Below are 12725 nucleotides of genomic sequence, written 5' to 3' on the forward strand. Positions count from 1 at the left end.
GTATTGGAAAATGTGCTATTCCTAATCCACGACCTGTGTCAGCCAGTCCGGCTCAGTCCCGGCCGTGCCTCGCCTGTACTTCCCTTGACAGGCGCAAAGGCAAAGCGCTCCAGCGTTTCCGGCTTCATCTCAATGGAGAAGCCGGGCTGCTTCGGCGGCATGTAGGCGGCGTTTTCAATGCGGCAGGGTTCCAGGAAGTGCTCATGCAGATGATCGACATATTCGATCACGCGACCATCCTTCGTGCCGGACACCGCCACATAATCGATCATGGAAAGATGCTGCACATATTCGCAAAGTCCAACGCCACCGGCATGGGGCCAGACGGGTAGCTTGTATTTGGCAGCAATCAGCAGAACGGCGAGAACTTCATTCAATCCGCCCATGCGGCAACTGTCGATCTGCACCACATCGATGGCACCTTCGGCGATGAACTGCTTGAACATGATGCGGTTCTGGCACATTTCGCCAGTGGCCACCTTCACGGGTGCAATGGCCTGACGGATCTTGCGGTGGCCAGCCACATCGTCCGGGCTTGTCGGCTCTTCAATGAAGAAGGGCTTGCAGAAGGAAAGCTGCTTGACCCAATCAATGGCCTGATCCACTTCCCAGACCTGATTGGCATCGATCATCAGGTAACGATCAGGGCCGATGACTTCGCGGGCAATGGTGAGGCGGCGGATATCGTCTTCCAGATCGCGGCCAACCTTCATCTTCACATGGTTGAAGCCAGCATCGATGGCTTCCTGGCAAAGGCGGCGCAGCTTGTCGTCATCATAGCCCAGCCATCCGGCAGAGGTGGTGTAGCAGGCATAGCCTTCCGCCTCGAGTGTTGCGATACGCTCTGCTTTGCCGGTTTCTGCAGCGCGCAGAATGGCGATGGCCTCATCACGGGTGAGGGCGTCGGTGAGATAGCGATAATCGATGATGTCGGCGATTTCCTCTGGCGACATGTCGGCTACCAGCCTCCAGACCGGTTTGCCCGCCTGCTTGGCCAGAAGATCCCAGAAGGCGTTGACGACGGCACCGGTTGCCAAATGCATGGCACCTTTGTCCGGTCCAATCCAGCGCAACTGGCTGTCACCGGTCAAATGGCGCCAGAACTTGCCGGGATGTGCCTTCACCACCTCAAGATCGGTGCCGACGACCAGATGGCGCATGGCATCAATGGCCATGCAGCAAATGTCGTTCCCGCGCCCGATTGTGAAGGTGAGGCCGTGCCCGGCAAGACCGGGCACATCCGTTTCCAGAATGACATAGGCTGCCGAATAATCCGGGTCCGGGTTCATGGCATCGGAGCCATCAAGGCTTTGCGAGGTCGGAAACCGCAGATCGATGATCCGCATGTCGGTAATCTTGGCCATGCTCTTTGCTCCGGCAGTCTATGTATCTGGTTGATTTACGTATCGGCGCGGAAGGTTTGCTTCTGCGTACCAAGGCCTTCAATGCCAAGCTCAACCACGTCACCGGCTTTGAGGTAACGCGGCGGCTTCATGCCCATGCCCACACCCGGAGGGGTGCCGGTGGAGATGACATCGCCCGGATGAAGCGACATGAACTGGCTGAGGTAGGATACGAGGAAGGCAACACCGTAAACCATGGTGGCAGTGGTGCCGTTCTGCATGGTTTCGCCGTTCACCTTCAGCCACATGTTAAGGTTCTGCGGATCGGCAACTTCGTCCTTCGTCACCAGCCATGGGCCGATGGGTCCGAAGGTGTCGCAGGATTTGCCCTTGGTCCACTGGCCGGAGCGTTCTGTCTGGAAAGCGCGCTCGGAAACATCGTGGCTGACGCAATAGCCCGCCACGTAATCCATGGCGTCCGCTTCAGACACATACTTTGCCGTCTTGCCGATAACGATGCCAAGCTCGACTTCCCAGTCTGTCTTTTCCGAGCCGCGCGGGATCAGAACATCATCGTTCGGGCCGCAAATGGCGGAGCTTGCCTTCATGAAGATGACTGGCTCTGGCGGAACCGCCATGCCGGATTCGGCAGCGTGATCGGAATAGTTAAGGCCGATGCAGATGAATTTGCCGGTATTGGCAACGCAGGGGCCGAGACGCTCGCTGCTGGACACTTCCGGCAAAGAGGACAGGTCAAGCGCTGCGAATTTTGCCAGGTTCTGCGGGTCGAGCGCTGCACCGGAAAGATCGCTCACATGGGCGGAAATATCGCGGATCTTGCCATCGGCATCGAGAAGGGCAGGGCGTTCGGAACCGGGTGCGCCGTAGCGAAGCAGTTTCATGATGTTAAGTCCTTTCAGAAAATCAGATGGTCCAGCCGCCATCGATGGCGATGGCCTGGCCTGACGTATAAGTGGCGCCCGCAAGATAGACGGCGAGGTCGGCAATCTCTTCCGGTTCGCCCAATCGGCCAATCGGCTGGCGGGCAACGAAGGCGGCACGGGCCTTCTCATAATCCCCTTGCGCGCGCAAACGCTCCTGCAATGAAGGGCTATCCACCGTGCCGGGGCATATGGCATTGCAGCGAATATTGTGTGCCACATAATCGGCCGCGACTGCCTTGGTCAGACCAATGACCGCAGCCTTGCTGACGCCATAGGCGAAGCGGTTCGGCACACCTTTGATGCTGGATGCGACCGACGACATGTTGATGATGGAGCCATCCCGACGCTCGATCATGCCGGGCAATACCGCACGAATGGTGCGGATCATCGCCTTGACGTTGAGGTCCATGGCGAAATCCAGATCGCTGTCCTTCATCTCCAGAATGGAGCCGCCGTGAACGACGCCGGCGCAGTTAAACAGCACATCCACCGGTCCTATCGAGGCGACGAATGTGTTGACTGCGCTTTCGTCCAGAACGTCCAAGCGTGCAGTATGAAGCCCTTCCAGTTTTGGAAGCTCGGAAAGGGCTGTCTCGTTGATATCGGTGGCGTAAACCTTCGCGCCCGCCTTGGCAAAGGCGATGGCGCTTGCCCGGCCAATGCCCTGACCGGCGGCGGTGATCAGCACCGCTTTTCCTGTTAAATCTGCCATTTCATCCTCATTTCCCGGTGTTTACCCGGTTTTTCGGTGCCGCATTGCTGTTCAAGCGGCGGCTGAAGAATTTCGGTTTGTCTCGTCAAATACAAGGTCAGTCAGGCTTTAATCCGTCACACGCTGATCATGGCTTTCACCACGCCTGCGGCAGGGTTCGTCAGTCCGGCAAAGCGTTCCGGCACCTCCGAAAGGCTCATCCTGTGCGTGATCAACGCATCCGGCACATCTCCGGCGCGCATGGCGGCCATGACATATTCGAAATCGGAAACCGTTGCGTTGCGGCTGCCGAGAAGCGTCGTTTCGCGCTTGTGAAATTCAGGATCGTTGAAGGTGATATCGGAGGCGACGATGGAGACGAGAACATAGGTTCCCGCATGGGCGACAAAGCCGAAGCCGCGTTCGATGGCTTTCGGATTGCCTGTGGCATCAAAGACCGCGTCGAAGAAATTGCCGTCGGTAATGTCTGAAAGTTGCTCGCGATCACCGTCGCCCACAATGACGGCAGATGAAATGCCCAGATGAGTCCGCGCAAAGTCCAGACGGTCCTGCCGCCCATCGATCAGCGTTACCTCTGACCCTTCGAGCTTGGCGAAAATCGCTACCGCCAAACCAATTGGCCCCGCACCTGCGATCAGCACCTTTTCGCCACCCTTCAGGCCAGCGCGACGCACCGCATGTGCACCGATTGCCAGAAATTCCACCATGGCCGCCTGATCGAGTGAGAGGCCATCCGCCTTGATGAGGAATTGCTCCGGCAGGCAGAGATATTCGGTCATGCCGCCATCGCGGTGAACGCCCAGCACGCCGATATTGCGGCAGCAATTGGTGCGCCCCTTTCTGCAGGCATCGCAGGTTCCGCAGGAGATATAGGGGATGACAGACACATTGTCGCCCGGCTGAAAGCGGCTGTTCTGTGCCGGTTCCATCACGGTTGCAGCCAGTTCATGGCCCATGACGCGCGGATAGGAGAGGTAGGGCTGGTTGCCGGTGAATATGTGCAGATCGGTGCCGCAAACGCCAATGCGCTGGACCCGCACAAGTGCCTCGCCCGGACCCGGCACGGGCTTTTCGCGCTTCGTGGCGGTCAGCGCTCCCGGTGTATCGCATACAATCGTCAGCATGGCATTATCCGTTCAGGTGATAGAAATGGATGGCATTCTGGCCGAAGACGGCACCGTGATGCTCGCTCGGCACGATCTCGCAGCACTGGTTAAACCAGCTTTGATAATCCCCCGCGAGCCTCAGCACCGGCCAATCACTGCCCCAGAGGGTGCGGGCAGGGCCAAACAGCTCCAGAATGGTTTCCGCATAGGGGCGAACCGCCTGCGGTTTCTGCTCGCCGGCCTCCGTCAGCAGACCAGAGAGCTTGCAAAAGACGTTTGGCAGAAGGCTCAAAGCCTTCATTCCGCTACGCCACTCGCTGATCTTTCCCTCGGCTATGTAGGGCTTCGCGGCATGGTCGATGACGATGCGAAGTTGCGAATGGCGATTTGCAAACTCATGGATTTGCGCCAATTGCGGCGGCAGGATCAGCGCGTCGAAGGCAAGGTCGTGGTCAATCATGGCCGCGATGGCGGGATCGATCGCCTCATCGCATATCCAGTCAATATCGCTCATGCCCTGCAGCATGGGGCGCAAGCCCTTGAGCTTCGGATAGTGTGAAAGGGCCGCTACTTTCTGAACGGCATCCTTCGCCTTCAGGTCAGTCCAGCCGACGACGCCGTGAATGAAATCGTGCTTCCCGGCGAGCGAGAGCATGTAAACCGTGTCCGCCTCGCGCTCCATGGTCTGCACCAGAACGGTTCCATCAATGCCAGCGGCGTCAAGCAGCGGCTTCAGATCGGCGGGCTCGAAGTCACGGTGAATGGCGGCAAGCTCCGCAGGTGGCCATTCGCCAATGCGATCGGCCAGTTTCCAGAAGTGCTGATGGGCATCGATGACGGGCATGGTCAGCCACCGTGTGCCGGAAGAGGTGCGCCGTCTGCGATCAGGCCACGGGCCTGCAGCTTCTGCCAGAAGGAGGCAGGGATGTCTTCCTCGAACCAGGCGGCATTGGCGGAAAGCTGATCGGCATTGCGCGCCCCGGACACGATGGTGAGAGCTGCCGGATGCGCCAGCGGAAACTGAAGGGCTGCGGCCTGAAGCGTTACGCCCTCTTCCTCGCAGGCGGTTCGCAAGGCATCGACGCGGGCCAGAATATCGGCAGGTGCATCGGCATAGTTGAACTTCTTGTTCCCCGCCAGAATGCCGGAATTGAAGGCCCCCGCGATCACAATGCCGACGCCCTGTCTGGCGCAATCATCCATGAAGGCGAGGCTTTCTTGCTCGAGAAGCGTATAACGCCCGGCCAGCATGCAGATATCGATCTGGCAGACCTGCATTGCGTCCCGAATGATTTCCCATTCGTTCACACCAAGGCCAATGGCTTTCGTCAAACCCTGGTCCCGCAAGGCCACGAGAGCCCTGAAGCCACCCCCTTTGGTCAGTTGCGACCAGTAATGCTCATGCTTCTCGCCATGGGTGACGCGGCCAATGTCATGGATGTAGAGAATGTCGGGCTTGAGAAGACCCAGTCGCTGCTGGCTGGCCTCGAAAGACCGCATGATGCCATCATGCGTGTAATCATAGATCGGGCGGAAGGGCAGAGGCTCGACATAGCCTTCCTCTTGCGGACCAACGGTTTCATCCGGTGTCATCACCCGTCCAACCTTGGTGCTGACCACATAATCTTGGCGCGGATGATCTGTCAGCATCGTGCCGAGACGCCGCTCGGATCGGGTGAAGCCGTAATAGGGCGCTGTATCGAAGTAGCGAATGCCAGCATCCCACGAGGCGCGGAAGGCGCCGGCAGATTCCTCATAAGGCGTTACACGATAGAGATTGCCCATCTGGGCGCAGCCAAGCCCCATTCTGGTGAGGGAAACGCCGGTGCGTGCGTGGGTGCGGGTATCGGTGACCTTCATGAAAAACCTGCCTTGCCTAAGGGAAGAGATGAGGACACGCGCTGCCGCGTGTCCTTGAGCGGGAGGATCAGTAGAGAACGTTCTTGGCTTCCGGCTTGTCGATATTGTCCTTGGTGACAATGACAACGCCGGTATCGACGAACTTCTCGACCTTTTCCTTCTTCATGAGCTTGGAAACGGTCTTTACGCCCAGTTCACCCATCTGGAAGGAGCCCTGAACCGCGATGGCGGCAAGCGTTCCATCCTTCACAAAGCCCTGAAGGTCTTCGTTGCCGTCGAAGCCAACGGCAACGACCTTGCCGGACTTTCCAGCTTCCTTGATGGCGCGGCCCATGCCGATGGCGGTTGGCTCATTGGCACCGAACAGGCCCTTGAGATCGGAATTGGCGGCCAGAACGTCCGTGGTCTGGTTCAGAGCGGTTGCCATCTGGGACTGGGAGTAGAAAGGACCAACGATCTGGAGCTTGGAATTTGCCTTCACATAATCGGTGAAGCCGCCGACGCGACCGATTTCCGAACCAGCACCCGCCACATAGGACATGACGGCGATCTTGCCTTCCTTGCCAACCTTGTCGATCAGTGCCTTTGCAGCCAGTTCACCCGCCTTGCGGTTATCGGTGGCGAGGAAGGACTGGTAATATTGCTCAGCACCCTTGGACAGCATGGAATCGATGATGACGACTGGAATGCGGGCTTCCCATGCCTTCTTGACGGCAGGAATCAGCGCGTCCGGGTCAGACGGTGCGAGAACAATGCCAGCCACGCCACGGTTCACGGCGTTTTCGACCATGTTGACCTGATCGGCGATAGCCGATTCCGCTGCTGGACCCTGGAAGGTCATGGTATTGCCATCGCCGACTTCCTTCATGGCGGCATCCGCGCCCTTCTGGACGTTTTGCCAGAAGGTGGAATTGACGGTTTTGACGATGACCGCGATTTCTGCGGCCTGTGTCTGTGCCGCGCACAACACGAGTGCCGATGCCAGTAGCGCAGTTGCGAGCTTTTTCATTTCCCATCCTCCTCTGGTCGAAACCGTCCTCCATTGGCGGTTTCGAGGGAGCTCCCCGCTCCCGATTTGTTGCGGATAAAGGTCCGCACCCTTCTTCAGCGGCGGTTGCGCAACTGGTCGATCCAGACGGTGACCAGAATGACGAGGCCGATGATGATCTGCTGTGTGAAGGCGGAGACGCCGTTCATGTTGAGTCCGTTGCGCAGGATGCCGATGACGAAGGCACCGATGGCCGTGCCGGAAATCGTGCCCACGCCACCGATCAGCGAGGTGCCGCCAATAACGGCGCTGGCAATTGCATCCAGTTCGTACATCACGCCCTCGTTTGGCTGGGCGGTCACCAGGCGGGACATCAGCACGCAGCCCGTGAGGCCGGCCAGCGTTCCCGAAAGCACGTAGGTAAAGGTGGTCACGCGGGCGACATTGACGCCGGAAAGCCGGGCGGCCTCAATGTTGGAGCCAACGGAATAAATGTGACGGCCAAGCACCGAGCGGTTCAGCATGAAGGAAACCGCAATCGCGATGACGATCATCAGGATGACCGGGTAAGGGATGCCTGGAAACACGACATTCGGAAAGCCGTCATCGCCAATGGTGACCACGCGGAAAAGCGAGCCATTGCCGAGGACGCCGAAGCTTTCGCCAAGACCGGATACCGCGCGTGCCCCCGTGATCTGAAGTGCGACACCACGCGCTATCAGCATCATGCCGAGCGTTGCGATGAAAGGCGGCAGCTTCATGCGGGTTACGAGAATGCCGTTGATCAGGCCGCAGGCAGAGCCGGTGAGAATGCCAACCAGCATGGCAAGCGGCACGGGAAAGCCCAGCTCTTTCACACAAAGGGCTGCAACCACACCCGCCAGAGCGAGAACCGAACCCACGGACAGATCGATGCCGCCCGTGATGATGACGCAGGTGGCGCCAATGCCGAGCAGCGCGATCGAGGTCACCTGAAGCGCAATCGTCATGCCGTTGTTGACGGTGAAGAAGGCACTGCTGGTCAGCGAGAAGACGGCAACAAGGACAAACAGGCTGCCAAGGGCTGCAAATTTCTGGATGATATCCTTCTGCCGGTCGGTCAGGCGTCCGCTCTTGGGCTCAATGGGTGCACTCATAGTCTAACCTCAATTCGGCATTTTGTTTGTGCTGGGGTTATGTGTGGTTGGGCCATAACCCGAGGCGTAGCGCATGATTTCTTCCTGACTGGTGCGGGCCGTTTCCAGAATTCCGGTAATTCTGCCGTTGTGGAACACGGCAACGCGGTCGGTCATGCCAAGGATTTCAGGAAGTTCGGAGCTGATGAGAACGACGCCGATGCCCTCACGCGCCAGCTCGTCCATGATCTTGTAGATGGCGAATTTCGCGCCGACATCGATGCCGCGTGTCGGCTCATCGAAGAAGATAATGCGTGATTTGCGGAACAGCCACTTGCCGATAATGATCTTCTGCTGATTGCCGCCGGAGAGAAGCCGGACCGGCTGCTTGATCGAGGGCGTCTTGACGTTCAGAAGATCCACATAATCCTTGGCTGCCTGCGCATGCTTGCGGAAGTTGATAAGGCCGAAGCGATTGGACACTTCTTCCATGTTGGCAAGCGTCATATTGGCATCGACCGGCATTTTGATCGCGAGGCCCTGCGCCTTCCGGTCTTCCGAGAGGTAGGCAAGGCCAGCCGCGATGGCATCGCGCGGCGAGGAGATCGACAATTGCTTCTCGCCGAGCCAGACGGTGCCGGCATCCAGCGGGTCCGCGCCAAAAATTGCGCGCGCAACCTCGGTGCGGCCAGCGCCCATCAACCCGGCAAAGCCAAGGATTTCGCCCCGACGAAGCGTGAAGCTGATAGTGTTGAAGACACCGTGTCTTGTGAGACCTTCGGCGCGGAAAAGAACCTCCTCGCTCGGGGTCGATGTTCGCTCCGGGAACTTCTCTTCGAGCGACCTGCCAACCATTTTTGCAACGATGTCATCCACGCTGGTCGCGGCAAAATCATTGGTCGCAACATAGCGCCCGTCACGCAACACGGTTACCCGGTCAACAATTTCGGCCATCTCATCCAGACGGTGAGAGATATAGACAATGCCGACGCCGGACGCCTTCAGGTCATGGATGACCTTGAACAGCAGCCGGGTTTCCTGCTCTGTCAGCGAGGAGGTTGGCTCATCCATGATGAGCACTTCGGCATTGAGCGATAGCGCCTTGGCGATTTCGACCATCTGGCATTGGGCGACGGAAAGCTGGCGCACCAGCGTATCGGGCGAAATCTGCATGCCAAGCCGGGTAAGACAGGCCTCAGCATCCGCCTTCAGCTTCTTGCGGTCCACCAGAAAGCCCTTGCGGGGTTCGCGGGCAAGATAGATGTTTTCCGCCACCGTCAGATGCGGAACGAGATTGAGTTCCTGATGGATGATGGCAATGCCGAGCCGCTCCGCCTCAAGCGGCGTCGAGAACTGGCGCTCCTCTCCCTTATAAAGGATACGGCCCGAAGTCGGCGCGTAGACGCCGCTGATGATCTTCATCAGGGTGGATTTGCCAGCCCCGTTTTCGCCGCAGACCGCATGGACTTCGCCAGGGCGCAAATCAAAACTCACATCCGCCAGCGCCACGACGCTTGGAAATTCCTTGCGGATGTTCTCAAGAACCAGGACTGCTTGCGAAGCATGGAGTGTCTGGCCATTGCCAGCATCGGTCTGTCCAGCGTGAAGGCTGAGAGCCTCTGTCATGGATGTTCTTCCTCCTCGCGCTTACGGTCCCGCGCCCTGTCGCACAAGCTCCACCCCAGCGACGGCGATATTGGTAGGCGGCCTGACCAAAGTGGTCAAGCCAATTTATGCGTGTCCTTTCATATTACGCCATTTCTTGCCGGAAATGCCCGGAAATGCGCTGTTTTACTGGTCTTGCCAGTTTATCAGTCTGTCGTTATGGTAAGGCCAGATGGGCGAAAGGTTGCCATGAACGGGTTTAGAACGAACGAGCGGCGGCTCTATCAGCAGGTGGCAGACCAGATCCGCGCCCTGATCCAGACGGGAGATTTCCGTCTGGGGCAGAGGCTTCCGGCGGAACGGGAGCTTGCCCAGCAGCTGGGTGTCTCGCGGCCTTCCTTGCGTGAGGCGCTGATTGCGCTCGAGATCGATGGGACGGTGGAAATCCGCATGGGCTCCGGCATCTATGTGGTTGCCACGGCCGACCGCAAGAGCGGCGGTTCCGGATCGATTGGAGAGAGTCCTGTCGAGCTGATGGAAGCGCGCTCGGCGCTTGAGGGGGCCGTTGTCGTCTCTGCCTGCGCCCGCATGACGCCGGAAGGTTTAAAGGCCATCCGGCAGGTGCTGGATGCCATGCGTCAGGAGATTGCCGAGGGCAGGAAGCCGGTCGAGCAGGACAGGCAGTTTCATCTGACGATTGCCCTGCAGGCGGGAAACAGTGTTCTCACCCGTCTTGTCGGCGAACTTTTCGACGAGCGCCACAGCCCCATCTCGACCCAGTTGCGCGAGCATTTCGAGACGCCCGATACCTGGGGTCTGGCGCTTGGCGAACATGAGGCAATCTATGCCGCCCTGGAAGCGCGCGATCCGCTGCTGGCACAAGCCCGGATGCATGCGCATCTGGATGAATCTCGCCGTCGCTGGCTGGATAGCGAACCGCGCTGAACAAGACATCAAACAAAACATTCCTCCGGGGAGGAGGTACCTATGCTGGATACTGTTTCACCCGTCATTCTTCTGAATGAGATCGATGATGTTGCCGTGGCACGGCGCGCCATTCCTGCCGGTGGCGCAACGGGTTTGCCGGGACTGATTGCCTCGACGCAGATCCCGCGCGGGCACAAGGTCGCGGTGCGCCCAATCCCGCAAGGTCAAGAGGTGCGCAAATACGGCCAGATCATTGGTCTGGCCACGCAGGATATCGAGGCCGGTGCCCATGTGCATCTGCACAATCTGGCCATGCTGCCGTCCGAGCATGAGCATCAGTTCTGCGTCGATATCGAAGAGAAAGGCATGCTGCCGCCAGAGCAGCGCCGCACCTTCATGGGGTTTGATCGCGGCATCGGCGGTGCCGGTACGCGCAACTTTATCGGCATCATCTCCTCGGTCAACTGTTCCGCCACGGTGTCCCGCTACATCGCGGGTTATTTCAACCGCATGGGTGGCCTCGACGGTTTTGACAATATCGATGGCGTGGTGGCCTTGACCCATGGCGGCGGCTGCGCGCTCAACAACAAATCGGAAGGCTATCGCCTGTTGATCCGCACCATCCAGGGCTATGCGCGGCATCCGAATTTCGGCGGCATCCTGATGATCGGACTTGGCTGCGAAACAAACCAGATCGGCCCGATCCTCGAACACTACCGGATGGAGGAGGGGGAGCGCCTGCGCACCATGACCATCCAGCAATATGGCGGCACCAAGAAGACCATCGATGCGGCAATCGAGATCGTCAAGGAAATGCTGCCCACGGTGAATGCGGCACGCCGCACGCCGCAGCCTTTGTCCAAATTGAAGGTGGCGCTGGAATGCGGTGGCTCGGATGGCTATTCCGGCATTTCCGCCAATCCGGCGCTGGGCCATGCGTCGGACCTGATCGTTCGTCATGGCGGAACGACCGTGCTCTCCGAAACGCCGGAAATCTATGGGGCAGAGCATCTTTTGACGCGGCGTGCCGTCACGCCTGCCGTAGCGCAAAAGCTGCTCGACCGGATCGACTGGTGGCGAGACTATACCGCGCGCAACGGCGACGAGCTGAACAACAATCCCTCCCACGGCAACAAGCTCGGTGGCCTGACCACAATTTTGGAAAAGTCGCTGGGGGCGGTGGCCAAGGGAGGCTCTATGCCGCTGAAGGCGGTTTACGAATTCGCTGAAGCAGTAACAGAGCCGGGTTTCGTCTTCATGGACACGCCGGGTTACGATCCGGTCGCGGTGACGGGGCAGGTGGCAGGGGGCTGTAATGTCATCTGTTTCACCACCGGGCGTGGCTCCGTCTCCGGCTTCAAGCCTGCCCCCTGCATCAAGATTGCCACCAATACCGAGATGTACGAGCACATGAAGGAGGACATGGATCTCAACTGCGGTGGTATTGTCACCGGCGATGAGACCATTGAGCAATCCGGCGAGCGGATTTTTGAGCATATCCTCGCGGTGGCTTCCGGCCAGAAGACGCTGAGCGAGATCTATGATTATGGCGATAACGAATTTGTGCCGTGGCAGGTCGGTGCCGTTACCTGAAGAACGGATGCTTTCCGGCATGTTCCATTGCATCGGGCGGTGTACCTCCCCATCTCTGAATTAGCTGCATAAGGCAGCGGAAAAGGCGGAGACTGGTGATGGTTCATGCTGGTGCGCGAGATTGGAACCGGTATGCGGGTGCGGGTGGTGAGGCGCTGGATGCGGACCGATTGAGACGCATTGCGCGCCTTGTCCGGCTTGCGCGGCTGATGGACACGGCGATCCGTTTTCCCTTTCTCGGCGTGCGCTTTGGCGCGGATTCCGTGCTGGGTCTTGTGCCGGTGATTGGTGATGCCAGCGGTGCCCTGATTGGAGCCTATATCATCAACGAGGCGCGGCGCCTGGGCCTACCGCCGCAAAAGCTGGCGCAGATGGCCGGGAATGTTGGAATGGATGCGGTTCTCGGCAGCGTTCCGCTGCTGGGCGATGTGTTCGACCTCTATTTCAAGTCCCATCGTCGCAATGTGCAGATGATCCTCGACCATTTCGGCCTGGACGGTGAGGAGCTGAAAGCTGCGCGCACTTTCTGACC

At 58.8% G+C, this 12725-nt stretch carries 12 protein-coding genes; 3 read left to right on the forward strand and 9 right to left on the reverse strand.

Features of this window, described 5'->3' with window-relative positions; translation table 11 throughout:
• Positions 1–38: 38 nt before the first annotated feature.
• The 9 genes from ACFSE1_RS14560 to ACFSE1_RS14600 all read right to left on the reverse strand — a co-directional run bounded on the left by ACFSE1_RS14560 (position 39) and on the right by ACFSE1_RS14600 (position 9694).
• The gene (locus tag ACFSE1_RS14560) at positions 39–1364 is read right to left on the reverse strand and encodes an L-fuconate dehydratase (RefSeq protein ID WP_377402850.1); all 1326 of its coding nucleotides are present in this window, start codon (positions 1362–1364) and stop codon (positions 39–41) included.
• A 35-nt stretch (positions 1365–1399) separates the two neighbouring features.
• Positions 1400–2245 (reverse strand): fumarylacetoacetate hydrolase family protein, encoded by an 846-nt coding sequence (locus ACFSE1_RS14565; RefSeq protein ID WP_377402853.1) that lies wholly within the window; start codon positions 2243–2245, stop codon positions 1400–1402.
• Between the two features lie 22 nt (positions 2246–2267).
• Positions 2268–2999: an SDR family oxidoreductase gene (locus ACFSE1_RS14570; RefSeq protein WP_377402855.1), complete on the reverse strand. Its 732-nt coding sequence runs from the start codon at positions 2997–2999 to the stop codon at positions 2268–2270.
• A gap of 116 nt (positions 3000–3115) precedes the next feature.
• Positions 3116–4123 carry a zinc-binding alcohol dehydrogenase family protein gene (locus ACFSE1_RS14575; protein WP_377402857.1) on the reverse strand — a complete coding sequence of 336 codons (1008 nt, stop codon included), beginning with the start codon at positions 4121–4123 and terminating at the stop codon, positions 3116–3118.
• Positions 4124–4127: 4 nt separating this feature from the next.
• Positions 4128–4949: an amidohydrolase family protein gene (locus ACFSE1_RS14580; protein ID WP_377402859.1), complete on the reverse strand. Its 822-nt coding sequence runs from the start codon at positions 4947–4949 to the stop codon at positions 4128–4130.
• A 2-nt stretch (positions 4950–4951) separates the two neighbouring features.
• Positions 4952–5965, reverse strand: coding sequence for an aldo/keto reductase (locus tag ACFSE1_RS14585; protein WP_377402861.1), 1014 nt, complete (start codon positions 5963–5965; stop codon positions 4952–4954).
• A gap of 67 nt (positions 5966–6032) precedes the next feature.
• On the reverse strand, positions 6033–6974 hold the full coding sequence (locus ACFSE1_RS14590) for an ABC transporter substrate-binding protein (RefSeq protein ID WP_377402863.1): 942 nt from the start codon (positions 6972–6974) through the stop codon (positions 6033–6035).
• Positions 6975–7069: 95 nt separating this feature from the next.
• The gene (locus ACFSE1_RS14595; RefSeq protein WP_377402865.1) at positions 7070–8089 is read right to left on the reverse strand and encodes an ABC transporter permease; all 1020 of its coding nucleotides are present in this window, start codon (positions 8087–8089) and stop codon (positions 7070–7072) included.
• Between the two features lie 9 nt (positions 8090–8098).
• Positions 8099–9694: a sugar ABC transporter ATP-binding protein gene (locus ACFSE1_RS14600; RefSeq protein WP_377402867.1), complete on the reverse strand. Its 1596-nt coding sequence runs from the start codon at positions 9692–9694 to the stop codon at positions 8099–8101.
• Between the two features lie 228 nt (positions 9695–9922).
• Between ACFSE1_RS14600 and ACFSE1_RS14605 the strand changes: the two genes are divergently transcribed.
• From ACFSE1_RS14605 to ACFSE1_RS14615, 3 genes are all read left to right on the forward strand, one after another.
• Positions 9923–10618, forward strand: coding sequence for a FadR/GntR family transcriptional regulator (locus ACFSE1_RS14605; RefSeq protein WP_377402869.1), 696 nt, complete (start codon positions 9923–9925; stop codon positions 10616–10618).
• Positions 10619–10660: 42 nt separating this feature from the next.
• The gene (locus ACFSE1_RS14610) at positions 10661–12193 is read left to right on the forward strand and encodes a UxaA family hydrolase (RefSeq protein ID WP_377402871.1); all 1533 of its coding nucleotides are present in this window, start codon (positions 10661–10663) and stop codon (positions 12191–12193) included.
• Positions 12194–12291: 98 nt separating this feature from the next.
• Positions 12292–12723, forward strand: a complete 432-nt coding sequence (locus ACFSE1_RS14615; protein WP_377402873.1) for a DUF4112 domain-containing protein — start codon at positions 12292–12294, stop codon at positions 12721–12723.
• The last annotated feature ends 2 nt before the right edge of the window (positions 12724–12725 follow it).

It is taken from the genome of Affinirhizobium helianthi, assembly GCF_042680945.1.
Lineage (GTDB): Bacteria > Pseudomonadota > Alphaproteobacteria > Rhizobiales > Rhizobiaceae > Neorhizobium > Neorhizobium helianthi.